Origin of the sequence: Manganibacter manganicus (assembly GCF_002075885.1) — a bacterium.
GTDB lineage: Bacteria > Pseudomonadota > Alphaproteobacteria > Rhizobiales > Rhizobiaceae > Mesorhizobium > Mesorhizobium manganicum.
This window is the reverse complement of sequence record NZ_MDET01000014.1, coordinates 68,360-93,940: the sequence shown is the minus strand read 5'-3', so window position 1 is coordinate 93,940 and position 25,581 is coordinate 68,360. Positions and strand designations below refer to the sequence as shown.

At 57.1% G+C, this 25,581-nt stretch carries 27 protein-coding genes and 1 other RNA gene; 2 read left to right on the top strand and 26 right to left on the bottom strand.

Translation table 11 applies throughout. The features are described 5' to 3' along the window. Positions 1 to 466, top strand: a 466-nt coding sequence (locus BFN67_RS11305) for an ATP-binding protein (protein ID WP_139789142.1), incomplete at its 5' end; no start/stop codon positions are given. Here the strand turns inward: BFN67_RS11305 and BFN67_RS11300 are convergent. From BFN67_RS11300 to BFN67_RS11180, 26 genes are all read right to left on the bottom strand, one after another. Continuing rightward, the gene (locus BFN67_RS11300; protein ID WP_080919716.1) at positions 399 to 2,378 is read right to left on the bottom strand and encodes a phage tail protein; all 1,980 of its coding nucleotides are present in this window, start codon (positions 2,376 to 2,378) and stop codon (positions 399 to 401) included. The genes BFN67_RS11305 and BFN67_RS11300 overlap by 68 nt on opposite strands. Positions 2,379 to 2,567: 189 nt before the next feature. After that, positions 2,568 to 2,810: a hypothetical protein gene (locus BFN67_RS11290; RefSeq protein ID WP_080919714.1), complete on the bottom strand. Its 243-nt coding sequence runs from the start codon at positions 2,808 to 2,810 to the stop codon at positions 2,568 to 2,570. Between the two features lie 42 nt (positions 2,811 to 2,852). After that, positions 2,853 to 3,716, bottom strand: coding sequence for a phage BR0599 family protein (locus BFN67_RS11285; RefSeq protein ID WP_080919713.1), 864 nt, complete (start codon positions 3,714 to 3,716; stop codon positions 2,853 to 2,855). Continuing rightward, complete coding sequence (locus BFN67_RS11280; protein ID WP_139789141.1) at positions 3,713 to 4,018, bottom strand: hypothetical protein; 306 nt, start codon at positions 4,016 to 4,018, stop codon at positions 3,713 to 3,715. Before BFN67_RS11280 ends, BFN67_RS11285 begins: the two co-directional genes overlap by 4 nt. Further along, positions 3,999 to 4,469 (bottom strand): hypothetical protein, encoded by a 471-nt coding sequence (locus tag BFN67_RS11275; protein WP_080919711.1) that lies wholly within the window; start codon positions 4,467 to 4,469, stop codon positions 3,999 to 4,001. Before BFN67_RS11275 ends, BFN67_RS11280 begins: the two co-directional genes overlap by 20 nt. Positions 4,470 to 5,263: 794 nt before the next feature. Next, complete coding sequence (locus BFN67_RS11270; RefSeq protein WP_080919710.1) at positions 5,264 to 5,680, bottom strand: hypothetical protein; 417 nt, start codon at positions 5,678 to 5,680, stop codon at positions 5,264 to 5,266. Then, on the bottom strand, positions 5,680 to 8,196 hold the full coding sequence (locus BFN67_RS11265; protein ID WP_080919709.1) for a phage tail protein: 2,517 nt from the start codon (positions 8,194 to 8,196) through the stop codon (positions 5,680 to 5,682). Before BFN67_RS11265 ends, BFN67_RS11270 begins: the two co-directional genes overlap by 1 nt. Before the next feature lies 1 nt (position 8,197). Further along, entirely contained in the window at positions 8,198 to 9,502 is a 1,305-nt protein-coding gene (locus BFN67_RS11260; protein ID WP_080919708.1) for a hypothetical protein, read from the bottom strand. Positions 9,503 to 9,558: 56 nt separating this feature from the next. Next, positions 9,559 to 13,131 (bottom strand): phage tail length tape measure family protein, encoded by a 3,573-nt coding sequence (locus tag BFN67_RS11255; protein WP_080919707.1) that lies wholly within the window; start codon positions 13,129 to 13,131, stop codon positions 9,559 to 9,561. Next, a complete protein-coding gene (locus tag BFN67_RS24005; protein WP_139789140.1) occupies positions 13,118 to 13,345 on the bottom strand; it encodes a hypothetical protein in 228 nt (75 codons plus the stop codon). Before BFN67_RS24005 ends, BFN67_RS11255 begins: the two co-directional genes overlap by 14 nt. 38 nt (positions 13,346 to 13,383) lie before the next feature. Continuing rightward, entirely contained in the window at positions 13,384 to 13,800 is a 417-nt protein-coding gene (locus tag BFN67_RS11250; RefSeq protein WP_139789139.1) for a phage pre-tape measure protein, read from the bottom strand. A gap of 10 nt (positions 13,801 to 13,810) precedes the next feature. Continuing rightward, complete coding sequence (locus BFN67_RS11245; protein WP_080919705.1) at positions 13,811 to 14,593, bottom strand: phage tail tube protein; 783 nt, start codon at positions 14,591 to 14,593, stop codon at positions 13,811 to 13,813. Positions 14,594 to 14,643: 50 nt separating this feature from the next. Beyond that, positions 14,644 to 15,171 (bottom strand): hypothetical protein, encoded by a 528-nt coding sequence (locus BFN67_RS11240; protein ID WP_080919704.1) that lies wholly within the window; start codon positions 15,169 to 15,171, stop codon positions 14,644 to 14,646. Continuing rightward, complete coding sequence (locus BFN67_RS11235; protein ID WP_080919703.1) at positions 15,164 to 15,775, bottom strand: hypothetical protein; 612 nt, start codon at positions 15,773 to 15,775, stop codon at positions 15,164 to 15,166. The genes BFN67_RS11240 and BFN67_RS11235 overlap by 8 nt, the downstream gene beginning before the upstream one ends. Next, positions 15,772 to 16,179 carry a hypothetical protein gene (locus tag BFN67_RS11230; RefSeq protein WP_080919702.1) on the bottom strand — a complete coding sequence of 136 codons (408 nt, stop codon included), beginning with the start codon at positions 16,177 to 16,179 and terminating at the stop codon, positions 15,772 to 15,774. The genes BFN67_RS11235 and BFN67_RS11230 overlap by 4 nt, the downstream gene beginning before the upstream one ends. Next, complete coding sequence (locus BFN67_RS24525; RefSeq protein ID WP_192856809.1) at positions 16,180 to 16,494, bottom strand: hypothetical protein; 315 nt, start codon at positions 16,492 to 16,494, stop codon at positions 16,180 to 16,182. 63 nt (positions 16,495 to 16,557) lie between these two features. Next, the gene (locus BFN67_RS11220) at positions 16,558 to 17,652 is read right to left on the bottom strand and encodes a major capsid protein (RefSeq protein ID WP_080919701.1); all 1,095 of its coding nucleotides are present in this window, start codon (positions 17,650 to 17,652) and stop codon (positions 16,558 to 16,560) included. Between the two features lie 18 nt (positions 17,653 to 17,670). Next, complete coding sequence (locus tag BFN67_RS11215; protein ID WP_080919700.1) at positions 17,671 to 18,126, bottom strand: head decoration protein; 456 nt, start codon at positions 18,124 to 18,126, stop codon at positions 17,671 to 17,673. Between the two features lie 24 nt (positions 18,127 to 18,150). Beyond that, the gene (locus tag BFN67_RS11210; RefSeq protein WP_080919699.1) at positions 18,151 to 19,401 is read right to left on the bottom strand and encodes a S49 family peptidase; all 1,251 of its coding nucleotides are present in this window, start codon (positions 19,399 to 19,401) and stop codon (positions 18,151 to 18,153) included. After that, on the bottom strand, positions 19,398 to 21,083 hold the full coding sequence (locus tag BFN67_RS11205; RefSeq protein ID WP_080919698.1) for a phage portal protein: 1,686 nt from the start codon (positions 21,081 to 21,083) through the stop codon (positions 19,398 to 19,400). The genes BFN67_RS11210 and BFN67_RS11205 overlap by 4 nt, the downstream gene beginning before the upstream one ends. Beyond that, positions 21,080 to 21,307 (bottom strand): gpW family head-tail joining protein, encoded by a 228-nt coding sequence (gpW, locus tag BFN67_RS11200; protein ID WP_080919697.1) that lies wholly within the window; start codon positions 21,305 to 21,307, stop codon positions 21,080 to 21,082. Before gpW ends, BFN67_RS11205 begins: the two co-directional genes overlap by 4 nt. A gap of 101 nt (positions 21,308 to 21,408) precedes the next feature. Then, the gene (locus tag BFN67_RS11195; RefSeq protein ID WP_080919696.1) at positions 21,409 to 21,639 is read right to left on the bottom strand and encodes a YodC family protein; all 231 of its coding nucleotides are present in this window, start codon (positions 21,637 to 21,639) and stop codon (positions 21,409 to 21,411) included. 20 nt (positions 21,640 to 21,659) lie between these two features. Next, positions 21,660 to 21,797 (bottom strand): hypothetical protein, encoded by a 138-nt coding sequence (locus BFN67_RS24345; protein WP_158083510.1) that lies wholly within the window; start codon positions 21,795 to 21,797, stop codon positions 21,660 to 21,662. Positions 21,798 to 21,824: 27 nt separating this feature from the next. Then, positions 21,825 to 23,885, bottom strand: coding sequence for a terminase gpA endonuclease subunit (locus BFN67_RS11190; RefSeq protein WP_158083509.1), 2,061 nt, complete (start codon positions 23,883 to 23,885; stop codon positions 21,825 to 21,827). Positions 23,886 to 23,992: 107 nt separating this feature from the next. After that, the gene (locus BFN67_RS11185) at positions 23,993 to 24,679 is read right to left on the bottom strand and encodes a hypothetical protein (protein ID WP_080919694.1); all 687 of its coding nucleotides are present in this window, start codon (positions 24,677 to 24,679) and stop codon (positions 23,993 to 23,995) included. Next, a complete protein-coding gene (locus BFN67_RS11180) occupies positions 24,676 to 24,852 on the bottom strand; it encodes a helix-turn-helix transcriptional regulator (protein ID WP_080919693.1) in 177 nt (58 codons plus the stop codon). Before BFN67_RS11180 ends, BFN67_RS11185 begins: the two co-directional genes overlap by 4 nt. A gap of 196 nt (positions 24,853 to 25,048) precedes the next feature. Between BFN67_RS11180 and ssrA the strand changes: the two genes are divergently transcribed. Continuing rightward, positions 25,049 to 25,413, top strand: a transfer-messenger RNA (tmRNA) gene (ssrA, locus tag BFN67_RS11175). Positions 25,414 to 25,581 lie beyond the last annotated feature (168 nt).

Sequence of the window (25,581 nt, the reverse complement as noted above, 5' to 3'; positions counted from 1 at the left end):
ATGGATCGAGCGCCGCGAGAACGTCATCGCGCTCGGTCCCAGCGGCACGGGCAAGACCCATGTCGCGCTCGGCCTCGGCCTGGCGGCGTGTCAGAAGGGCCTTCCCGTCGGCTTCATTACCGCTGCCGCCCTGGTCAGCGAGATGATGGAGGCCCGCGACGAACGGCGTCTGCTACGCTTCCAGAAGCAGACGGCTGGCTACAAGCTCCTCATCATCGATGAGCTCGGCTTCGTGCCGCTCTCCAAGACCGGGGCAGAATTGCTGTTCGAGCTGATCTCGCAACGCTACGAGCGCGGTGCGACCCTGATCACCAGCAATCTTCCTTTTGACGAATGGACGGAAACGCTGGGGTCGGAACGCCTGACCGGCGCTCTGCTCGACCGCATCACCCACCACGTCAACATTCTCGAGATGAACGGCGATAGCTACCGTCTCGCTCAAAGCCGCGCCCGAAAGGCTGGCTGAAACCCTCACAAAAATCGCCGACGCCGCAAGCGGGAAACTCTGGTCGGGCTACGCCCTCCCGACGTTCCCCACTTGCGGCGCGAAGTGGCCTACTTTTGCGCCGCCCAATGGCCTGATTTTGCTCCGCCGTTGACATCGCGGGAATAACAAAAGCGCGACTACCAATCGGCCAGTCTTGCGGCACGGTATCGAGCATGCCGCGATTCAGCACGTAGGTGCCGTCCGTGACGGACTGCACCGTGCAAAGCTCCGTCTGCTCATCCGGTCCTGTTCCGATGAGAATGAAGTCGCCCGCTTCCGGCACTAGACCCCTCAGCCCCGGAAGATCGGCGAGCGTGGTCGTGGCTTCGGCCGGCAGCGCGTCAAGGAACGCCCATGTGCCTTTATAAGATTTGGTGCCGATGTCGGTCTGCGACACCGTGCCGTTAACATCAGCCGCGTAGGTGACGAGATTGTAACTGACATCATCATCGCTGTCGGGACCAACGACCACCGAACTGATAACTTCCGGGTACACGAAATCTGCGGGGCTATCTAGTTCCAATGCCGATGTCATCATGTACGCCGGCAACGTCCCCATCTGATAGTAAGACGCGGGTGTTGGGGGCTGCGAAGGATTGATCCATTCGGTGTCGCCCGGCGAAAGATAGGAAGCCAGGTCGAGACCGAAAATATCCTCATACAGACTGAGTGTAACAGTGCTTCGATTTTTCGTTACCTCGGCAACGCGGAACACGATTCGTTCGATGTTGTATTCCGGCCACGAGAGCGTCACCACGTCGGAAGTGACGGTATCCCAAAATGTACGGTCCACGGTGGCATCACAAGTGGCGATTGGATTGACCGCTGCTGCGAGATCGCGCTCGGCCAGCTTGATTGCCAATGGTTGCGACGTGACGCCGTAGTAATTTTTCGACGATGAGATGACACCGCCTTCAGCCGCGATACCGGCAAGGTCTTGCGCGGAAACGGTTGCTTCCTGCCCGCTCTCCGAATTGCTCATCGTCACGACGACCTCGTTGGAGATTTCTCCCCATGCCTTGCGGCGGAATGTACTTAGGGTCGCATTGCTCGGATTGATTTCAGGAACCTGGTCAACGTCATAATCGGCGCGAAGCAACTTGAGCGTGTGTTTACCGGTAGCCGGGTGGACAAACAGCGCGCCCTGAACATGATCGAGAATTTCACCGATGAACTTGCCGATTTCGCTCTGGCGTGTCCATATCATGTTGAGGCCAAACTGCTCGTTGTAGAGAGTCTGAGCACATGCTTCGAATGTGGTCTTGTCGATCAGATCGGGGTTCTCCCCCATGCCCCAATGTTTGTTTACCAGGCACTCGTAGATCATGTGCGAGGGGTTGGACGCATATTGCGGACGATTTTTTGAGTCGTCTGGCATGCGGATAAGGGCAATTGCCGGGTCCAGTCCTATTGACGGCCGACGAACTCGGGCGCTGATCTTGCGCAGATACGGGTTGTTTGCGCCCCAATAGAAACCCTTGGTTCCAATGACGCTGCGCAATTGTGAGATAATATCGCCCCAAACGGTGCCGTCTGAAGTGTCGATGCCTCGATTGCCGGTGAAGAATACGCTCGACAAACCACGGAAACCCGGACAAGTGGCGGTCGTCAAGCCGAGTTTTTTGGCAAGAGTTTCCGGCACCGTCTGACTTGAATCGCCAGGGAGCCACCAAGCGAGGCCGGCAACACCACCTTCTTTCTTCAGACCACCAAACAGTGATCGCTGTGCAATCGAGAAAGTTTCGGCAGCGGTGAGCGAGCCATTCCACATTTCCTTGTCGCCATATTTCAGGCGCAATAATTGAATCCCTTCGCCATAAGCCGCGATGCCGACGTGAATCGACATTGAATACTCATGGACTTCCATTTTTCCCTGTTTGCTACCGCCCATCGTGTGACCTCATTGAGTCAAGCACGCGATCGAGCATTGCATCGTAACCGCGTCCGCGTATGGCTGACGCACGAATGCCGTGACGCAGGAACGCCGGAAAGTCCAATTCCATGTCGGCGAAGGCGCGCTTTACGCCTCGCACGCAATAGATGCGCCGCATATCTCCAATCGTGATGAATGGGTCGGCGCTCATACGTCTATCTTCTTCGTTATTGTGGCCTTGTCGCCAAACCACAGAACATTGATTCCCGTCACTTCCATCTCGCCGAAGACAACCGGGATAGGACGACCGGCTTCGGCCGTCGGATCATCCATATCCTGAACTTCGGTCGGCTTGTCTTCTTTCGGCTTCGGCATGAGCAAGTAGCCGATCGCCTGAAAGGCAATGCCAATGACAAGTTGGACCAACAAGGGGAAAAGGAAAAACACCATTTGGCCGACAGTATCACTTTATAAGTGATTTTAATAGAGGGGTTAATAGAACTGATTCTTCTGCGACAGCGGGTTCTCAAGCGGTATGAAAGGTTGCCCGCCGTAGTTGTGAATGTTGTTGTGCGTATTGCACCCCGTCATCTGTCGATTACAACCGCGCACCACCGATAACGTAGTTCCCACCCCGATACCGCGCGTCGAACCGCGAATGGTGACGACCGTGCCCCCGTTGGTGATAGCCGAGATGGTCCTGATTTCGTAGCGGCCTGTTGCCGTGTCCGTCCATTCCAGCAACCCACCAACGTAACGCTGCCCGACAGCGGTCGCATCGGCGCCCGTTCCGTTGACCGTGGCGTCAATCGTGATTCGATTGCGGTGAATTTCCGTTGCGTTACGAGAGACGGTCGCAGCGGCCTTGTTGGCACGGCAGGCTTCGCCGTAGAGCACATGAGGGCAACCGATTTGATAGTTGACACGCAACCCGACGCGTTTGATCGAAGTTGAGACAGGTACACACGACAGTTCAATTTCGTTCTGCGTGTTGGCTGCACCGGTGATGCGACCCATCCATACGGCCGGGTAATTCTCCAGCGTCACCGTGTCGTTGACGTGTCCTTCGAAGATTACCAGGTTGACCACTTGACTCGGCGGGTAGGCGAGAAACAGTTCATCGACTTCAGTACCAAGTGCCAGCGTGACCTTGATGTCGGACTTGTCGAGTGTGCCATCCTGTGTGATGTCGCCGCACTTTATGGGCCACGGCTGATAGGTCACGCCGTCACGGACGATAACCGATTCGCCGTCGTTCAGGCCGAGCGGTCCGATAGTGCCTTCCGCACCACGGATGAGATAGAGGTGAACGGGCTGCGCGCTGTAGCGGCTGTCTTCAAGCGTGTCGAAGCTCATCCGAGTTCTCCGAGTATCGCGTTGATCTCGATAGAAGTTTTAGCGGCGCGCAGACGGGCCTTAATTCCACGGCGCTGTTTGTCAAGGATAGCTATAGCCGCGTCCTGCTCAGCAGCGCGCGCCAGAATGTCTTCGCGGTCGCCATCCACCAGGGCGCCGCCAAACTCGGCCTGCAACCGCTTTACAGCATGAAGAACGCCGAATGGTCCAATAAGCGCGTTGATCTGCTTCGAGAAGTGTTCGTCTACCTTCCTCTCTGCCTGCGGCAAAAGGACTGCCGACCTACATAATTTCAAGGTCATGACGAGCCTCCATGTACGGGAACGGCGGGTTGATGATGATCGTGAGCGGGCCGGCTTCGTCGAGTTCGACCGTGGTGTCATCGAGCGGGTATTCCACGTCCTCGATTTCGGCAGCGAAGGTCGAACCTTTCGGTGCGTCCTTAATCGTGATGCGGCGGCCGCTGACGACAACCGTTGCGGGACACAGTGGGCGCGGCGTAATCTGGCCGTCCCTGATGTAGTCACTCTGGATATCGCACTTGGCGAGGATAGACGAACCGTTGGTCATCACGGGATTTCCGTCTTCATCGACGATGGCTTCACCCTGCATCGTGCGAGCCTGAATCGGTGCTCCGGGCTTTGGCTCAAATGATAGCGCGCCTCGCGCGAGATATGCTTCGAGCACTTCAGGCATCACAGGATCGCTGATGATATGGAATATTCTACCTTGTTCATCGTGTTCAATGATCAATTTTGTCTCCTTAGATTAAGTCGATGTCCCACATATAGTAATCTACTCGCATCTGATCCCCCTGAGAGTAGTTAAATTCAAATCTATTATTGAATATCTTGATTTTATACCACGGTCTATTTTTTTCACCATTAAAAATTACAGTGATTACGTTTCCGCACCATATGTAAACACCATGATTATACGGATGATTCCCATAAGCCCGGAACAACGTTAGAGGAACGTTAGAAAACGTTTTTCCGAACGACACAGAATGGGTTCTGTTGCTGGATATATAAAACGTTCCTTTAAGCGATATAGGTGATGCTGCCCAATCCGAACTAAAATTAAGGTCTTTATCTTGAGCGGTAAAAACATCCGCGCCAGGTTTTGAAACCTTCACATAATCCTGAGATATAATTAAACGATTAGACATCTGACGGAATCCTTGTAATTCCGTAGCTGAAAGAATTTGTATAGTACGGCCCGTTAATTAAGCTTATTTGCGTTGCGGAATCATACCTTACCCACAGTATCTTTGGCGACACAAGGGCATATCCCCCGGAATCTATCATAGACGGATTACACACCACCAGAATTGCTGGTTTGTATCCTAGATTAGATGGAACATATATGATCGTAGAGGCATTTGGCCCAAGAGTTATTTGCCCCGATGAAATAAATTGCAATTCAGAATAGTTCGACGACCACAACAGATTTTCTTCCAAATCTGTCATCACGTCAAAAGTTGGTTTACTTATGAAAAGGCCAGCACCGCCGCTCGCCCTATTTCCTATTAATAATCTATTGCTCATTCAAATGGTATTCCCAATCACGAAATACGAAACAGGTTTGCTACCCCCATAATGGACGGTAAAAGTGCAGGATGTTGTAGTGACAATAACACCACAATCCGGCCACCCATTGTCTTGCCAATCTGATGTTAATGTATTTATGCAGAGGTATTTCCCGTTGTTGTTTACGAAGGCCAGAACAATAGGTATCTCCGCGTAAGTAACACCGAAATTTACCGTTACATCGGATATATCATCATATCCAGCGGGGACTAGATTGATCATGCCCCTTTGTACTATCCGTCCGATTTCAGGGCTATCACTCGTGAACGACAACTGATTGTTATTCAGATTCGCATCCATAACGTCGAACCCAGGACGCGAAATCCTGACCTTGTAGTCGCCATTGAAGTTTCCGAGCAGGACGCGATTGGCCATCAGGTGTTGTCCACGAGCAGAATGTGATCACTGGTGATTTCGAGACGCGCACCGGTCGTTGCCTCACGGATCGTCACGGTGCCGTCACTGGCCACCAGGAACTTGTTATTGATGTTGATGGAGCCTGCGGTCACAGCGCCGAGGTCGGCGGATATCGCCGACAGATTGGTGACGTTCATGCGGTCAGCCGTGATGGTGCCCTTAACGACAAGCGTTCCGGGCACCATTTCGCTCATCCATGCGCGGGCGATGATTGTTCTAGAGCCAACCAGGCCGTAGTCGGCAAGAATACCGAACGACGCATAGACTGCGTTAGATGGAATTGAGGCTGTGCCGGTCGGACCGATCGGCAATTTGAATTGCTGGTAGCCGGTCGTAGTGGCGTTAGATGGATGATAAAAATTGCCTGACGTGAGGTTCTGCGATGGCCACCCGGTTTGCGCGTCCTTGATGATGTTGCCGGCGTAGTCGTAGAAACGCCACACACCATAAAATGTACTGGTCGCGTCAGACTGCCAAACAATCAGGTCGAGTTCGTAGTCCTTGCGCGGATTAATCGGCCACTTGTTGTCCCAAAAAGTAGAACCATTGCCGGTCTTATCAAGTGCTCGACCGGAATTGTAGGTTCCGCTGGTATTGATGACCGCCCACCCATCCTGCGTCCAGGCGGCGGCGTCCGCAAACGTAGGATCGAAACTCACGATCGTCGAGGACGGGAACACGCTCATCTTCGACGCCGTGACAATGCCGGATGCCAGCATTGTTGTTGAGATGGAACCTGCTGTCAGAATGTTAGTCCTGAACGTGGCAATGTCTGCTTTGTCTGCGGTGAGCGTGCCGGTCTTGACGTGTGAGCCGTCGATGATCGTGCGACCGTAGTCGCTCACGAGATCGGTGCCGCCGCGATACACGGCGAGAATGATGCGGTCGGATTGAAACGCCGTCGCCGTGTTTGTGGTCGAGGCGAGCGCGGTCGCGCCCATCACGTAATAGACGTAGACCGTCCCGCTGCTCCACGTCAGGGAACCGGCAGTGACGTTGCGAGAGGCAATGTTACCATCGTCGCCGATGTATTTCATCGTGAAGGATGTCCACGACAGTTGATTCACTGCCGGCTTGTTGTGTTCGAACTGCAAACCATCTGTCGTGATGTTGCGCATCCCGAAGACAGCAGACGTGGCAAGCAGCGTGCCCGTGGCGATCTTCGCGCCGTTGATGGCAGTCGTGTCACCACCGTCGATCCAACTTGATAGCGTGGCGCTGCCGGAAATCTGAATTTGACCTGGCGCAATCTTGACTGAAGCGCCATTGACCAGGCCGACGAGCACGTTGTTGGATGTAACGTCGGCAGCCACCAGTTTCGACACGTCGAGATTGACAATTTTGCCATTGGTGATGATCGCGTCGGCGATCTGCGCTGTGCCGGTGATGACCGCTTGATCTGTGACCAGTTGATCGGCGCCAATGGTGCGGCCGATGATCGTTCCGCCGTCAATGAGCGCCTTGCCCATGACAAGCTGGAAATCATAGCCGCCCTTATATAGACCGAGGATGACCCCCTCGGCACTGTAGACCGCAGGCAGGTTTGTCGTTGTCTTGAGAACCGTGTCACCTGGGACGTAGTAGACGTACACGTCATCCGCCGACCAATCGACGTGTCCTGCGGCGACAGCAAGCGTGGTTGGCGTCTCGCCGGGAACTCCGAACGTGATCGAACCCGCAGTCCACGAAAGACGGTTGACCTCATCCGCGCCCGGTTGAAACAGAACGTCGGTCGTGACGGTGAAGGGCTTCGGCAGCTTCGATGTAGTTAGGCTTTTGCCGGCGCTCCATGGAGACCGATTGTCGGACGTATCGACAGCCCGCACCCAAAAATGTAGCGTGATTTCATCGGCCAAGCCGGTGTGGACAAACGACGTGCCGGTGATGGTCTTGTACGTCGCGTCATCGCTCGGCAACGGGGTCGTCGGACTATTGCTCTCATAGACCTCGTAGAAGGATAGATCGGCTTCGGTATTCGCTGTCCATTTGAGCCATGCCGTGCCGATGCCGGCCGACACCTTCAGGCCGATCGGCGCCGCCGGTGGAATGGTGTCGCGCGCAACGGTGTGCGAGACTTCATCGCTGTAGAGCGAGGCGTTGCCCGACTTATCAACCGCGCGTATTCTTGCCGTGTAGGTGACATTTGGGCGAACAGGCACGGTTTGGCTGGTGCTCGATGTCTGATAACTGACCCACGGCCCGTTTTCTTCCCGCACCTGCAAATCGTAGTAGAGAAAATCGCTCTCGCTGTTGAAGTCCCATGCGACCGTCATCACGGCAGCGGGCGTCAACACAGACGACATTTCAAGACCGTTCGGAACGGCAGGTGGGGTCGTGTCGATAAGTGCTTCGAGGTCTTCCGGCGTCACGACACCGAATGCACCGGAACTGGCTCCGAGGATGAGCGTGTTCAGTTTGTCGCGGACGCTGGCACCGGATTCACCGTTGGCGATTGGATCGACTGTGACGGTCACGTCAATCCTCCCACACAGCAGCGTCTTGCCAGATACCGCCGTCGCGCCAGTAACCTGTTGCGAGAATCCAATTGCTGCCGTAGCTGTCTTCGGCGGCCAGGTTCGCGAGGGTGGTGAATGACAAGGTGATGTTGGCCACGCCGTTCGTGCGCCACTCTAACGTCAAACTGTCCTGTGCGAAGCGGGAGACGAACATCCAAGACACCGCCTCAACGTCGCTCGGTGCAACGGAGACATTGTTGTCGGTGACGATGACGCTGTTCCCACCGGAAAAGGTCATCGAACGAATCTCGAACGGGTGGAGCGTGCCGTCCTTCTTGCGGATCAGGATTGCCTTGTGTGCCCGGTCATCGCCGTAGGTGTTGGTGAAGTTGGGATCATCCACCATGATCTTGTTGTCGATGATCGACAGGATCGGCGGGAAGTCATTGCCCCACGTAGGCACATAGATTTCACCCGCCCTGCCCTTGGCGCGGACGAAGATGTCCAGCAGGGCCATTGTTTCGGCATGGGAAACGCCCATGTAGGTCGCCGTCAGCGTGCGTGACACCAACGGCACAGGCGCGAAGGTCTTGACCACGCCACGGTCGTAATCGACGGACTCATACGCGAGATTGAAAGCCACTTGTGGTTGTTGCAGGTAGTTCGGCTTCCGCAGCAACGCATACCGTCCATAGAAGATCGCGGCGGGGCCGATTACCTGCTTGGTTTCTGATGTTGGGGAACTGTCGGCGGGCAGTGGATCGGCCTCGCGTGTTACTGTTCCCGGTTCGACCTGAAGGGTGAGCGATGACGTGGAAACGAGATTGGTATAGACGCTCGTGCTCGTTGTTGCGGAGAGAACGGCAGGCAACATGGGGAGAAGTTGGGCACCGAAGCCCACAGCACCCTTGACACCAGCGGTGAGGATCACTTGATTGCCGGATATGAAATCAACCCCGACCTTCTGCGCCTTGCGCCCCGTCAGCAGCACGGCCGGCTGGCTACCGGTCAACCAAGCGGGAACGTGATCGACCTTCAGCACCGTGGCACCGTCGGCTACGGTCTCGGTCAACACCGCTCCGTCAGCCGAGAAGTCGGCTACCTGAACTTTGCCGTCTTTCGCCGCGTTGATCGCATCGGAAAAGACACGCAACCGGTCGCCGTCAAGCAGCACGGCAGCGGTAATGCTGCGCCGAGGTTGGACGCGCTGCGAACGCCGCTGCTCCGTCCCGTCACGCGAGACGAACACATCGGTCTTGAACTCGTAGGTGTCTCGAACACCGTTCTGCCAGTTCGGAACGATGGGGAGAAAGACGGGCGGCATCGCAAACTTTCACTGTTTGAGTGGAATTTACCTTTAAAAGTGAAAGTTTGCAACCGCTATCCTTGGATCGCGGCGCTCACCTTGCGCGAGTTTCGGGTGAGGAAGTTGATCATCACCTTCTCGCCCGCCAATGATTGCAGCGCAGCCTCAACCACGTCTGCCGGATCGAAGACGTTGACGTTCTTCAGGTTGACCGCCGTGCCCCGGCCGCCACCGTTGAGGACGTGACGCGGATCGTCGCGGCGAATGATTTCCTCGTCATCCATGGCGATGATCGGCCGTTCTCGCGGCCCAAGACCAGCAATGCCGCCCGTGTGGAAGCGTTGAGCGTTGGCGAAGATTGCCGGATTTACCATGCGGGTGGGGGCATTGGTGCGACCGACGATACCGCCGCTATGGAAGATCGAACTGATCGCACCACCGATAAGACCGCCGATGCCGCCCGATCCGCCCGCACCGCCGCCACCGGACAGAGCGTTGAACAAAGCCTGTTTGATGATGGCCTTGCCAATCTCGATCATGAAGTCAGCGAGACCTTGCAAGAGTGCGTTGAAGAAGGCTTTGGCTGCATTCTCGCCATTGGCAAGAGCCTGGGCGAATGCGCTGAATGCGTTGCCACCAACGTCGGCCAGTTTCTCGTTGATTTCTTCCGCCTTCGGGAGAAACTGATTCTCGATCTTGGCCGTAGCCGCGCCGATACCTGCCTGCAAGTTCTGCAACTGCATGATGGCCTGATCAGCACCGGGGCCACCGATTGCCTGCCAAAACTGGATAGCTTTTTCGATTGCCGCGTTCAGCTTGGTTTCAACGTCGCTGATCTGACCGACAACCGCGACAACCTTCGTCTGGTCGCCCGCCTGCTGCGCGATCTGCAACGACTCGAACAACGCACGACGCTGTTCAAGAAGCTGGTTGACTTCCAAGTTCACGTTCTTCCGGTCGAACTCTTTCGCGGCGAGCGCAGCGGTTTCGGCGCGTTGCTCCTTGGTCAGTTCGAGACCTGCAGCTTTCGCCTTCAGTTCCTCGGCTCGGATGGCTTTCGCGATCGCCTGCTCGCGCGCCGATTTGCTCATCAAGTCGAGTTCTTGGCGCTGCGTCTCCACGCGCTGCTGATAGTCGGCAAGGTACTTCTCGCTTTTCTTCGCACGCTCGGCGTCGAGTTCGACCAATCGCCCGGTCGTTTCCAACTCGGCGTTGGTCAGGTTCATCTTCTGCTTGGCCCACTCGACCACCTGCCCCGCAGTCTTGTTCTGCAGGATGCTCTTGTTGGCGTTGATCTGGTCTTGACCGAGAATGCCCGACACAGCGTCGGTGGGAGACGCACGAAGGAGGTTCACCGCGCCCTGCGGGCCAAGGAAGTGAGCGAGGTAGAGCGATGCGTCGTTGACCGCCACGCCTGCCTTCTGGAGCACACGGGAGTTCTCTTGGATGTAACGCTCGACCATGGCTTCGGACAGTTTGGCGTCCTTGCGCAGATCGAGGATGTATTTTTCGCCCGCAGCCTTCCCCATAGTCTGCACGAGACCGGCCGCACGGTCGGGGAAATACTTCTTGAACATCGCCAGCCACGTCGAGGCGATAAACTGCCCCGCACCGCTCGCGCTGGAATTATCGTTCTTGTATTTGGAGCCGTTACCGTATTCCGCGCCGACGATCTTCTTGGCTAGGGCGCTCGTACCTTCGCCGTTGACGTATTTCGCCGCCTGAATTTGATCGTAGGTCGCCCCGGCCTGATCCTTGATGGCTTCGAGGGTCTTCTTGGTGAGGTCCAAACCTTCCTTCTTGGCGCGGTTGAGGGCTTCCTGTGCTGCCTGCTCGACGAACAGCGCACGGTTGGTCAGGCCGGCAGTTTCGGCCTTCTTATCCAATGTCTCAATCTGATCGTGCAGAATGTCGTTGATGGCCTTTTGCTTCGACTCGCTCTGTTCGTCCGACTTCTTCTGCTCGGCGGAACCGTCCTTGATCGCCTGCAATTCTTCCTGACGAGCACTCACTTTCTTGAGCAGAACGTCACGTTCTGCTTCGAGAGACTTCAGTTCGTCGCCGGCACCACCGAAAGAATTTCCAGCGAGGTCGGTGATCCCGCCAGATTGCGTCGAACGCAACTGGAGAATCTGCTGATTGAGGTTGGCGAGCCGCTGTGCGTCGGTGACAGCGTTCTTGAAATGCGGCATCTGCAGGCCATTGACGCCATCGGCGGCGGCTTGTGCTGCCTTGGCCAGAATGTCGAGACCCTTTGCAGCGAGTTCGATAACGCCCGACTGTTGAACGGACTTGATGAATTTATCCCAAGCGTCTCCGAGCGAATCTACTGCCTGACCCCACTCACCGGACTCCTTCACCGTGGAGGCAAGCTTTCCGCGCAGTATATCTTGCGCCAAAGCAAGAGCGCCGGTACGGTCGCCGGCTTCGTCCATCGCGTAAATGCTATCCAGTTGCGATGCGGTGAGGAAATTTAGTTCCTTGTCGAGATCGCGAACGTCCTTGACCGTACCAGTGAAAGCGGTCGAAAGTTTCTTCGCGCTGTCAGCAACGCTATCTCCGCTAATATCGCTCAACTGCTTGGCCATCTTGGCAAGCGAATTGAAGTTAGAGCTATCGATGCCAGCCTTTGCGAACTCGCCGATAATCGTGCGAGCGTCCTTCATCTTCACGCCAAGGTCTGTGACCTGATCGGCGTATTTGGCCAGTTTCTCGGCGCTGTAATCGGCGCCATCGGCCGAGAGAGCGAGTTGCGATGAGAAGATGCGGACGGATTCGGCCGTGTCGTGCATCCGCATGGCAGCCACCACGAACGGCGTCAGCACGGCAGTCACACCAGCGATAACCGGAATGGACTTCGCCAGCGACACCATGACGTTCGGCCAGATTTGGACGAATTGTCCCGCCTGCTGCGATAGAATCTGCAGCGGGCGCTGCCCCATGGCGAGGCCCGACACAACGTCGTTGACCTGGTAGCCGAGGTTGGTCAATTGCCACGGCTTCAGGCCGTAAATCTCTACGTCCTGCGCGTTGCCCTTGAGGCCCTTATTCTTATTGCCGGAACCGCCGCTGACGCGCTGACGGCGCATAGAATTCGTGGCCGCGTCCATGCGGCTTTTGAGAGTGTTCTGCTGCGTGGAAGCATTCTTGCTCGCTACGGCGAGCTTGTTCAACTGCGTGGCCGTGGTAGCGACCGCCGCGCTTTCAACCTTCGCGCCTTCGGCATTGCGGATGAACGCGGCATAACCCGATTTCGTCGGGTTGTTCAGGCTCGCGCGAATCTGTGTCTTGAGGACTGACTCCGAAGCGGCTTTGGCTGCTGCCATTTTCTGAGCAGCTTCGCCAGCACGAACACCGGTCAGCTTCAAAGCGTCGGCGACTTCACGCATCTCTGCGGCAGACAGGTTCCCCGTCTTGCGCGCCGTTGCCATGACGGTGCTGTACCGCTTGATGCTGGAGATCAGACGGTCATATTCGGCAGTCGCGTCAGCAAGTCCGGCCTTCGCAGCACCTGTGATCTCCAGTCGATTAGACGCCTTCGCAGCAGCAGAAAGTTTCTTCTGCTGCTGCTCAAGGTTCTTCAGGACTTTGGAATATTCGTCGCGTGCCTTGACGGCAAACTCTACGACTCTTTCACGATTCGCCACCGATCATGTCCTTCAGATATTTCGTCAAGGTCTTGGCGGCTTTCTTGGTGAAACTCTCTTTGACACTCATGTTCGGAATGCTGGAGAGCGCCATCTGCATCAGGGAGATTTGTGTGGCCATTTGAGCGTCGATGCGTTTGACCACCAAACTCGCTTCTTCAGAAACCTTGCAAATTGGATAGCTCAGAGCGTTTGGGTGTCCGTGATCGAGCAACAAGCTGACCTGGCGCCGAACACCCTCTATCCATTTGTCTAGGTTTTCGGGTGCGTGATGCGCGCCGCGCCTTCCATCACCCGAACGACGATCTCCATGAGTTTTTCCAGCCCGCCTTCGCCCATCAGCGTGAGCGAGACGATCTTTTCGAGGAACTGTGCCTGCACCGCGAGCGGCAACTTCGCCGCCTTGTCGGCGCTGTTCGGCGAGTCCATGCCGCAAGCGATGACCAGCGATGCCAGCGGCACGAAGTCATCGATCATCGACAACGCGATTTCCTCGATCGATCCTGTCATCTTGCCATTGATGGCTTGCTGATACAGATCGGCGACGACTTCGCGGTGCTGTCGAACGATGAAGGTGATTTGGGCCAAGCCGAGACCGCGAACCTCAAAGGTCTTCCCGTTGAACTCAACGGTCTCGGTGGGGATTGTCAGCGTCTCCAACTGATCCATAGCTTCGCCCTTACGCCGCTACGGCGCGACCGTCGCGGTAGGCGAGCGCCAGATTGCCCTTCTTGAGAATGGCAAGCGAAAGCGGCATCGTCTGAAACGCGGTGGAGTCCGGGTCGTTGACGAGAGCGAAATCGCCATTGGCCGAAAGACGGGCGCGCGGCATTGTGTAGTCGGCCTGCTCACCAAGGGCGTTAAAGGAAACGAACTTGAGAGCGCCTTCCACCTGCGTGTCGCCGGCAACGATCTGCTCGCGCGTCGATGCGGCAACGTCGTAGGTGACGACGATTTTGAGTTGATCCTTCAGCGCGGTCAGAAGACCGAGATCAAGATCGACCTCGTAGTCCGTATTTTCGACCAGCGCCACCGGGGTCGTCGCACCGTCAGTAACGGTCGTGATCGTCACCGAGCGAACACCGGAGGGAACCGTGTCACTCTGCCCAAGCTGGTACACGTCGCCGGCCTTGACCGTCTCGAAGGTCTCGGAAACATCGGTCTGCGCAGTTGCGGCGATTGTGCTCACGCCACCCATGAAGAAGTAGGCAACGTTTTCGGACTTGATGTCGTCCGTGGTCAGCGCGCCGCTCATGGTGGCGCCGATGTTGATTTCCTCGTCGAGAACCTTGAGGCCCGCCTGCGAAGAAAAGTGCTGAATCGTCTCGCTGTCACGAGTCAGCGTGAACTCCGGGCAGTTGCCGAGTTCGCGATAGGCGCCGGGGACCTGCGTACCCGGATTGTATTTCGCGAAGAAGATTTTTCCGCGCGGAATGGTGAGGTGTTCCGATTGAAAGTCCATGTCCAATTTCTCCTGGGTACGTCTAAAATCACTTATAACTTGATTTTAGATCAAACGAAAGGTGTCTCTAGATTTTCTGCCAGTGTGAGCGTCACACCGAACAGGAAATAAGAGACGGCACTAACCTCGTCGTCGGGTGGACGGTGAACCGGTTGCCCTATCGACAAGCTCATGACGCACGGCGCCTTTGGCCCAAGACCTAGAACATTGTAGCGTTCCTTCTTGGAGGCAACGAGTGCCTTGATCACTTCGGCCGACAGTTTGTATGCCGGATCAAGCGGATGCATCTTGTCGTCTTCAACGAAGCCCTGAACCAAGATACGAAATTCATTTGCAGCGGCCGGCGACGTGCCGGAACCATTGTTCGGGTCGATCGCGCGAGGGTCTTCCAACACGGAGATCATCGGCAACGGATCATTATCACCGTAAATAGTACGTCCACGGAACACGCGTTCGGCAGGGCGACCGGCCTCGTCAGTGCCGTTGGAAAGATCGTGCTCGTATCCGTTGTCGGGAGTCACGTCTTTGATTCGCTCGCAGACGGCCTTTAGCACGCGAAGGCGAAATGGATCAGCCATCCAGCAACTCCATCTGACGGTTAAATTCTTCCTCTAGAAAGTCCATGGCTTCGGGCGTCATCTCGTCGAAGATACCGCCGCCGTCGGAAGCGGCTGCAAGCGCCTGGTCAACCGAGGGGCCGTAGAGCAGCCACAAATTCTTGCCGATGGCCTTTGGCTGGTAGGCACCGCGCGGCGCTTCGCCATTGGTACGAACGGCCAACCCAACGTTGTTGTTCTTCAGGCGCATGAGGAACGCGCGTTTGATCGTCCCGCCCCGACCGGGCTTCACGCTGACTCTGATCTCACCACCTTTGTGTCGTTGCCCGCCTGCGAGCGGCTTCTGCTTGGTGAAGCGGGCGAGCGAAGTAGGAACACCCCTACCCTCGATCAGCGTGTGGAAGGCACCCTTGCGAGCGCGCGTCTTCACCCACAGTCGCTTGGACGAAGGTGACAGATAGGACGCGGGGAAATTGACCTGTTCACGCGCGGCGCGCGCAAAGCGCGTCCTGCTGCGATCTGCCGTGCGATTGAGCGCGCGGGTCAGGGCCAGTTCTACCGTGTTATTCATTTCGGGAACGAAGTCGAACTGATCGAACTCGACCACGATGACGGCGGCGCTCACGTAAGGATTCCTTCCCATTCGGGGCCAGTCGTGTCTACCGTGTCGAGAAATGCAGTCAGGTCAGCTTGAGAAACCTCGGAGACCTCTGCGTAGATGTACCCGTCTCGCTCCGGCTTGGTTGGGCCGGTGAGGTATGCTTCGGAGTTTCCAAAGATGACGTAGGACTTGCCGAGAACCTTAGCGACTTCCTTCGTGTCGAAGACAATGCGGTCGGTCATGTCGAGCAGTTTGCCCGCGCTCGTCCAGTCGTCGATCATCTGCTCGGAGATGATCTGCTTTTGATGCAGACGGACGTTGACGCGAACCGGCGTGCCGGCAGCATGCGTGAGATAAACAGCCGGAATCTCGAAAGCCCGGTGAATATCTGCAAGCGCCGAACGCTTCAATTCGCGCCAACTCGCCATTTAGAGCAGGTTCTCCCCGTCGGAGGATTCCTTGGCCGCTGCGTCTTCCGCTGCTTGCTTGGCTGCTGCGTCTTCCGCTGCCTGCTTGGCTGCTGCTTTCTTAGCCTCGGCCTCGGCCACCTTGGCAGCCTTCTTCGCTGCCTTGGCATCAACCTCAGCAACAGGCTCATCGGAACCCTTGACCGGCACAGCCGCGCCGACGCGCAGAACGAAATCCAGTTCCTCGCCTTCGAGAATAGCAGTCTCGCCGGCATTGATGACAGGCGGCTTGGCCGAAACCGAACGCTGAATGGTGTGAATTGCTTTGATTTCCATGGTTGTCTCCATTGTGAGAAACGGCCCGACCGTGATTGATCGGGCCGTTGTGGGAGGCTCTGGTTACGCGAGAACGCGAGCCTTGAGGGTGCGGTTCGGGTAGAGCGGAACCGGGAGCGGGGAAGACTGGTGCATGATGAAGTCTTCGCCGGGGTCTTCCGTGCGGAACATCTTCGCGAAGATGCGGCTGTTCGACAGGCCGTTCTTGATGGCCGCGTTGTCGTAGATCGCACCGTAGCAGCGCACGCCGGTCGCACCAGGAGCAACGAGCAGAACGTCCTTCTCGTTGAGCAGATCAACCTTGGTCTTGCCGCCCGAACCATCGGGAACGTCAACGGTATCCTTGTAGGAGTAGACGTTCAGGCCCGAACCAAGCTGGCCGAGGTAGTTGAGCGGCTGCTCGGTACGCAGGATGCCGAGCGACATCTGTACCGAGTCATTGCCACGGTAGCGGGTGTCAAGGGCGTCCTTGATGCCGGTGTTCTTGCGGAAGTACGGGGCCACTTTGGCACCGACAATCAGCGTGGATGCAGCACCGCCGCCGCTCGCCAGATACATCGTATTCATCCACGTTTCCAGGTCTCCGAGGATGTCGGTCCCGGCAACGCTCCAGTAGTCAGCCGACTTGGTGATGGTGTGACCGGAGTCACGACCGAAGTCGAGCAAGACCGAAGGATGGTCGGTGCCCTGATCGCGGTCAAAGTCGATCTGGACCTTGCCGTCGATGAGAGCGCGAGCCGCCATCCACGCTTCACGCACATCGATCATGCGAGTATGGCGCTCGGTGATTTCTGCCACGCGCAGATCGAACCTTTCTTCCAGCGTCGGCGTGCGGCCGGCGTTGATGAAGACTTCCGAAGGACGGATGTTCTTCAGATCGGTCGGACGAACAGCATCCTTCAGCTTGATGTACGGCGCCGTGATCTGCGTGATCGTCTCGGCCTTGGCGTTCTGAGTCGGCTTGCCCTGTTCGTAGGGCAGGACGAACGGCGCGAGGAAGCGATCGGAATCAGGTAGATCGCCGAAGCGGATCGTCCCGTCTTCCGAGTAGTGCGTCTGCGTGAAGAACGTGTCGAGGAAATAGGACGGGACCGCCTTGTAGCGGTCGTTCTGGCGAAGCTCGTAGAGATCGCGAGGAGTCCAAAGCTCAATGGCCATGGTGGTGTTCCTTTCCGATTAGGGGTTGGCCACAGTCGAGCCGAAGTAAACTTCGCGGACGACGATGTTCGTGGGGGTGGGGGCGCCGGCAAACGCAGCGAATTTCAGCGCGTCGGTGCTGAAGCTGGTGGGCCAGTTGATCAGGTGCTTGGCGAGGCAGCCGGCACGCAAGATCGGAACGCCGGGGTTCGTGGACGCAGCGACAGTGATGTCGTAGAGCGTGATGCCGATCGGCGCGATGCTGTTTGCAGGCGTCACGGTATCGATAACGGCCGCGACCAGGTTGCCATCAGCATCGAAACCAACGGGGGTGTAGGCTTCGAGCGTCTGGCTTTCCGCCAACTGCATATCCTGAGTCACAACCGCAGGCGTTTCGCCGACGATCAGTCCTTCAAGAACCGGGTTGATGGTGTCGGACGACTGCGAGGGATAACCGGCAGAAGGTCCGAGATTGGGAAGGTTAATGGTAGCCATTTCGGCTGTCCTTTCTCGTTGGAGTTAGCCCTTGGCCTTCGTGCCGCCGACCATTGCGAGCGTCTTTTCGGCGCGGCTCATTTCCGTTTCCTCGTCGTTGCCAGCGACCACATTCGGATTCTGCGAACCGATCATCGCAGCCTTGAGCATGCCTTCAGGGGCACCTGCGCCAGTCTGCGGAGCGGCTTCGGCGTTCAGGTTGCCGAGGAACTTGCCGGCCTGTTCGACGCTCATGTCCGTATCGAGAGCGGCGGCAAGTGCGGCCTTCGGACGGTCCTTGGCGTTGTCGTGATTGAGGATCGCCGTGATGCGTTCGCGTTCAGCGGTCGCACCGGCAGCGGCACCTTCCGCACGAGCGGAGGCAGAAGCAGTTTCAACAGCCGAGGCAACGGCTGCGTCGAGATCGGCCTGTGTAAGATCGGCCATGGTTTCATCTCCTTCCGAGATTGTGGCCTCGAAGGCCGTGATCGCGTCGTCCAGCGCACCAACCTCATCGGCCAGTCCGTTTTCGATCGCCTGTTGAGCCATGAAAGTGTGAGCATCGGTGGAATCCACCGCCTCTTTACTCATGCCCCGGTTCCGCGCCACCATGGCGACGAAATCTCCGTGGAACTTGTCCACGCGCTCCTGAATCCGTTCCCGCGCACCCTCGGACAGAGCTTCGTAGGGGTTGCCCTCCATCTTGTCGGGCTTGGAACGGATGATGTTGACCTTGACGCCTGCGTCATCGAGCAGCTTCGAATATTCGAACTGCGTGACGACGACGCCGATGGAACCAACGCCACCGGTGCGGGCAACGGTGACATGCTCCGACGCGGCGATGATGTTATAGGCAGCCGAATAGGCGTGCTCGGTTGCAAAACCGCGAATGGGCTTCGTGCCTCGCAATGCGTAGAGACGATCGACGAGATCGAAATTTCCCGCGACCATGCCGCCACCGGAGTTCACGACGAGCGCGATTCCCTTGACGTTGCTGTCATCCACGCCGCGCTTGACGGCCTGAAAAATATACTCATAGCCAGTGGCCCAATCGCCGAAGGCGTAAGGGAAATCGTTCAGAAGAACGCCCTTGACCGGCACATGCAGGATGCCGTTCTTCACGACATACGGACGTGCCCACGACATGCCGTCACGCCAGAAATCGTCGGAGTCACCTGCCTTCTCGGCAGTGTCGAGCAAGACGCTGGCTTTCACGAGATGCGATTCAAGCTGACGCGCCCATCCTTCGTCGATGAGTGCTGGCTGATCCTGAAAGCGTGCCAGGATGGGGTTCATTTGTTCTCTCCATCGTTAGGCGTGGCCGTCAGCGAATTTTGAAGGTCGGTCGTGTCGGTGCTGTCGTAGATCGACGGCATCTCAAGCTTCTTATCGAGGTCGTACTCACGACGCTGTTGCCGTGCGACCTTGCGCCAGTCGGAGCCGGTCATCTTCGCGATCTCGGTCTCCTTGGTGGAGAAGCCGGATTTGACGCGTAGGATCGCCGCCTGGGTCTCCTTCAGCGGGTCAATCTGACCCTGAGCCGCGCCGATCCACTCGCAAGCCGCGAACAATTCTGCGTTCATACCGTCGTAGAAACGCGGCAGACCACGGCGCTTGAAGCACTCCAACTCATTGTAGTTGATGGCTTCTTCAAGCCACAGGCGATAGATGAAGTTGGCCACCTTCTCGGCAACGCTGCGCTTGAGCGACATCATCGTCTTGAAGGTTTCACCGGACGACGCACGAGCCGACGAATAGTTCGTCTGCGTGTAGTCGCGCGAAAGCTGCTCGTATGACACGCCAAGCGCGGCAGCGATGTAGCGCAACAAGCTCTGCTCGAACTTGTCGCCCTGCGGGCTGGCTGCACCGGGGTTCTGAATCTTGAGCTTGGTGCCTGGCGCAAAGATCGGTATCTTCGCGCCGTCCATCGTGAGGTTCTGCGCGTTCGCCGTGTAAGTGGCAATCTCGTTGAGATAATCCGTCATCCACGCGGTCGTGGCATTGCCGTCGGTCGGATTGCCGCTACCCATGGCAAGCGAAGCATCGGTCGGGAGTTCCGACTCAATCGACGCCGCATAGGTGGAAGCAACCACTGCGCGCTCAAGCTCAGTCCTGCGGAAGTGCTTCGTCATCCGCATTTCGCCGAGGGCAGCAACCATCGCCGTCACGCCGCGCGTCTGATCGGGGCGCATTTCCTCGTAGATGTGATTGATCAGCGGGCGGCCCCACGGCTTGCGAGCCGGAATGCGTTTCCACTTCATGCTGGCGAGGATGTTGGTGATGCCGAGCCGATAGTCGCCGGGATGGGCGTTGCGGATGTAATAGGCCGTCGGTGCTCCGTAGGCGTCGATCTCCACGCCCTTGCGAACGCGACGACCGGAAAGAAGCGTGCGGTCACGGGGGTCGGACAGACGCGCGCTGTCGATCAACTGCACGGCAGATGAGAACGGGCGCCCGTCGTCGAACCACTCGGCTGACATGAGCACTTCGCCGTTGGACAGGTGAACACCGACAGCGAGACGAACGATGTCCGTCAGCGTCTTGCGACGTGCGGCGTCTGGCCAGTTCTGCGGGCTTTCGGCCCAAAGTGTGAACTTGGTTTCGATTTCCTCTTGAGCCTCGGTCTCCCAAACCTCATCTTCCTTGCCGAACAGCAACTTGGTTTCGGGCTTGGAGTTCAGAAGAAAGCGAGCGCCAACGATGGAATCCTTACGGATCGCAGCACCACCGGCCACATATGCGTCGTTGCGCATCGTATCGAGCGCACGCGCGTCCAGGTCGTCCTTGAGCGGGAGAAGATCAGCGTCGGCGGAACGCAGCGCGGGCTGCCACATGCCGAGACGATCAAGCTTGTTGGCGCCATCATAGGCAACGCCGCCCGAAGCCACCGCCGAAGCTTCGGGCGGCAGCACCTCTGAAGTCAGCGGGGAGACACCGCTGTTCGACTCCAACAGGTCCGTGAGATCGAAGCCGCTCATCCCCAAATCGGCCTCAACGGCAAGCGCGCTTTGGCGGCGCAACCCGACAGTTGCGATTCGAGGTCTTTGATGTATGCGAGAAGTCGGGATGCGTTGGCGCTCGTGTAGCGAACGGACGAACCGTCGCTGTCACGGAACTCGACCGCAGCCTTGCCCATAACGAGCGCGCGATAGGCGATCCGTGCTTCGTCTAGCCATGATTGGAGTTCGGCGGTCGTCGCCATAAGTCATCCTGCAAAACTTTCACTTTTAAATACGGCAAAAGTGAAAGTTTTGCAAGAGATAGTTGACATTCATCTTTTAAGTGAATATCGTGTTTTTATTTTTACCTGGGGAATGTAGGTTTTCGCAGCACTGTGAGGACGTGCGGGACAAACTTGGCTTCGATGATTCCGGCCTTGCTGCGCCATGCACAAATGACATCCCCTCTGGCGCACGGCGTCAGGATGTTGTCGTAGTCGTCTGTCGCAATATCGACGACGATCATAGGCGGGCCGCCCGACTTGACGCGGACTAAAGTGCCTATCGGCAGTCGCTCGATTTCGGTGATGGGCATGGCGGGGCAATCCTTGTGGTTTATTTTTGACCGCCGTTGCCCTCATCGCGCTTCTTAGGTTGCTTTGGGGCAAACTTCTCCTTGGGCTTGTTTCTGGCACCAGCGTCATATGCAGATCGGGTGAAATAATCGTCGGCGTCGTAAATTCGAGTTTCCATGTCTTACTCCGTTGTTAGTCACTTCATTCAAGCCAACTTCTGCGCGAGTTCCGCCATTGTCAGGCGCTTGGGCTTCGTCGGCGTCTCTGGCGACGGCGCATCGCCGCCGAACACGAGAGCGTTTTCGTCCCACGGGGCGGCCCACACGGGAGGATCGTCATAATTGAGACGATCAATGTTGAATGTGACGAACGGAACGTTCGGCTCAACGCTCCTAATCGCCAGGCCCAGTGCATAATACGCCAAGTCGAATGCTTCGTTGCGCCGCTTGCGCGGGTTCATCCAACCCTTCTCGGTGCGAATTTCCGTCGTCATCTGTGCGTAAAACCAACCCGGCATCCAATCGGGAAAGCGCAGCATGCCACCGGTCGTCTCGTCATCGCCGCTGTCTTCGACCCGGCGAGCCATCATCACGGACACGCGATCTTTCATCAGATTCGAATTGAACAGGATGACAGGCACATCGCCCTTGGCGATAGCCATCTTTCCCTTCTGATTGGAATCCGGCCAAGTGGTGTGAGCGTGGGGGTTCGATTTCGGCGTGTCGCCTTTAACCAGGCAGAAGCGACGATGTAACCCCTCGCCGCCCTTCCGAAGCCGGCGCCACAGATTATAAGCGTGACCGGTCACACCCTCGGCACCACCCGAATCGCAGCCCATAGCACGAATTCTCATCTGCCGACCGCTACCGTCCTCAAGCGGATAGGTGCGCTTCAAAACCTCATCGACCAGAACGTCCCAATCCTCGCCGAATGCAGCCGGGTCGATCGGCAGGCGTTCCCCTGCCCCGTTGAGGCGATTCGACAGACGACATTTAAAGCCGTCGATCACCACCATGTCGCCGGTCGCGGTGAAACCATGCACCTGAATGACGAAGGCGCTTTTCTGCACGTCGGCCGTGGCGATGAGGAAGCGCACGCCATGCGGCACGGTTGGCTCTTGCTCACTCGTGTTCCAGTCTTCGGCCCGGTTTTTCAGGTCTTCCGGCGACCGCTCAGACAGGCGCGATTGCGGGATGTAGAATGAACCCTGGTCGGTCGTGACCGTCTTGCGCAGTGGTCCGTCGTCGCCCGTTTCCTCGAACGCCTTGAGCGCGCGCAAGTTCTTCTCGACCAGTTGACCCCAATCCTGATACGCGGCGGCTGGTCCCTTCATCCAGAATGAGGCAATCGACGAACGGGCTGCTTTCATGCCGTTGCGTTCGACGATCTCGCCTTCCGGCGTCCACACCATGCCGTCTTTCACCCATCGGCCGCCCCAATTGAGATCGTCCTTCATGGTGGGTTCGAGCACGCTGCCGCAACTTGGGCATGCCATGTAGGTTGCTTCCCGTGCCTCCATGATATCTGCGGTGTCGGGATAGCGCAGCAATTTGAAATCAGGCTCGAAAGGATCGTTGCAGTGCGGACAACGCCAATACCAGCGCCGACGGTCGCCACGATTGTAAAGCTCGAAGATGCCGCGAATAGGCGGCGCTTCATGCGGCGTCTGCGGCGTCCATTTCGGGTCTTGGATTTCTTTGTTCGGGTTGGGCGATGCTTCCGCGACCGTCATGCCGAACCGCTTAAAGGTCGTGGTGCGCATCTGCGCCAAGTCGAAGGGATTTCCCTCGCCGTCCACGTTATCGTCCATGCGCTCGTAGTCGATGAGCCAGACGCGGCCGACGGTGATACCCGACAGGTTGCTCGAAGTCGGGTACGTCAAGCGAAACTGCATGCCGGAATCGAACTCTTTGTCGAAGGTGTTGTCGTCCTTCCGGTTCGTAAGCTGGTGTGCCCGCACGGCGCTCGATGCCTGCAAGAAGCGTTCGAGATCACCCTTCGACCACTTGCGCGCGTTCTCGCGATCCATGTGGACGTACATCATGTCGGCGGGGTCGGTCATGACCGTATGCGTGAGCCACGACAAACTCATAAGAGTCTTACCGGTTCTCGCAGGTCCTACGAAAATCATGCCCTGATAATCGAGGCTGGTGAGCACGTCCTGCGGCTCTTGGAGGTAGGGAGTGCGGCGCAATGACCATGGGGTGCTGTGACCGCCGCCGCTGCCGATACGCATCCACTTCTCGGCAGCCTCGGTGACGCTCATGCGCTCTGCCGGCTGCAGGCTTTGAAAACCGTGAGCTACAATATTTTCAAGGATTGGATGGGGAGCCTGGTCGATTAGTTCCTCGACCGTAGGTGGGCGCATGCGACTCATTCGTCACTCACCGTCGGGCGCGCGTCGGTGCCTTCCAATTCCTTCTCGATCTCACGGGAATGGGCATTGGTCTGGTGCTCGCGCGGAAACTTTTCCAGCTTCTCACGGATTTGGGCATTCATGTCGTTCACCCGATCGACGAGGAAATTGTACTGTTCGTCGTTGAGATTCTGGCGTCCCGGCATGTCTTCGATCCACATTTTGCTCTCCTGCCGGATCAGCAAGGAGACGCGAGCGAAGGTCATGAGCACGTCTTCGTCGTGCCAAAGCTGCCCTGCCGAGGTCAGTGCTCGGATGCGGGCATTGGTCATTTCCCAATACGCCTTCGAGACGATGGGCGGCAGCGAGGCTTGGTTCTGCTGTGCGAGCCAGTCCTCAATGCTTCCCTGCGGCGGGATGAGATAGGCCATCGCCGTCAGGAAGTCGTAATACGGAACCTGGCCGCGTCCGTGAGCCTGCCACGAATCGACGGGGCACTTTTCGAGCCGCTTCTGTATCTGCTTCGGCTGCTTGCCGCAGATGTTGGCGAGGAACGTCACGCCGACGGGGCGACGAAACTCCGTGTAATGCGGAAGGTCCGTGCCCATCTGCTGCTGCAACCGCGCTTCGGCTTCCGCCTTGGTTGGCCGGCCTCGACGACGGCGTGGCGGTTCGTCACCAAGAAGATCGTCAAGATCGCTCACGCGAATACCCTGTCGAGCCAGTTCATCACTTCGCGCTTGCTCCAGCCGGCGCACCTGTGTGACACGCGGCGCTGCTGCGGAAACGTGCCTTTTGCAACGCGGCGATAGATTTCGCGCTTGGACACGCCAGCGATATCACACACCTCTTTGATGCGAAGGAATTTGTCTTCCATTTCCTGTCTCCTAAATTTGTTGATCACACTATCACTTTTTAAGTGACAATCAATCTGAAATCTAGTAGAAAGTGAAAATGAGATTTGAAACGCCTAACATGAAAGATGGAGGCGGAAATGAACCCCGGCCGGTAAATCGGCCACTTATGACCCGGCGAGGACTGTGGGAAGTCTCCTGCTTGCATAGCAGGGCGCGAAGGTTCGAATCCTTCGAGGGTCGTTAAAGTTTCCGCTTGTCGTTTGGCGGACTACAAGATGACCGTAATTCGGTCGATGGTGAGTGCGTAAAGACGCGGGGGCAGTACCCGCCGCCTCCACCAAGAATACTCGGCACAGGTGCAGCCATCCGCCCTAATAGGTGGCCTTTGATTTTAGACGGGTCGAGTATTCTTGATGGGGGCGAAATAGGATCGATTTGCGCATAGGCTTGAGAACGCGGTCGGGCATGATTCCACCCTTATCGGGTCAAACCTCCAAGTGCGAACGATAACTTTGCACATGAGATGGCCGTAGCGGCCTGATCGGAGCCTGCCGGGAGCTTGGCAACAGAATCCCGGCAACCATCCATCCCCAATAAAAATTCAGGACCGCCACGGTTCCGATGGAAAGTCGGACATGGCGGGCCTTGGAGCGAAAAGTTCGACCCATCGCCTCCGGGGCAACAACTCCCGGCGCGATGGGTCTGGCTCACCCGCGAGCGGGAGTGGATAGCATACACGATTTTTTCGG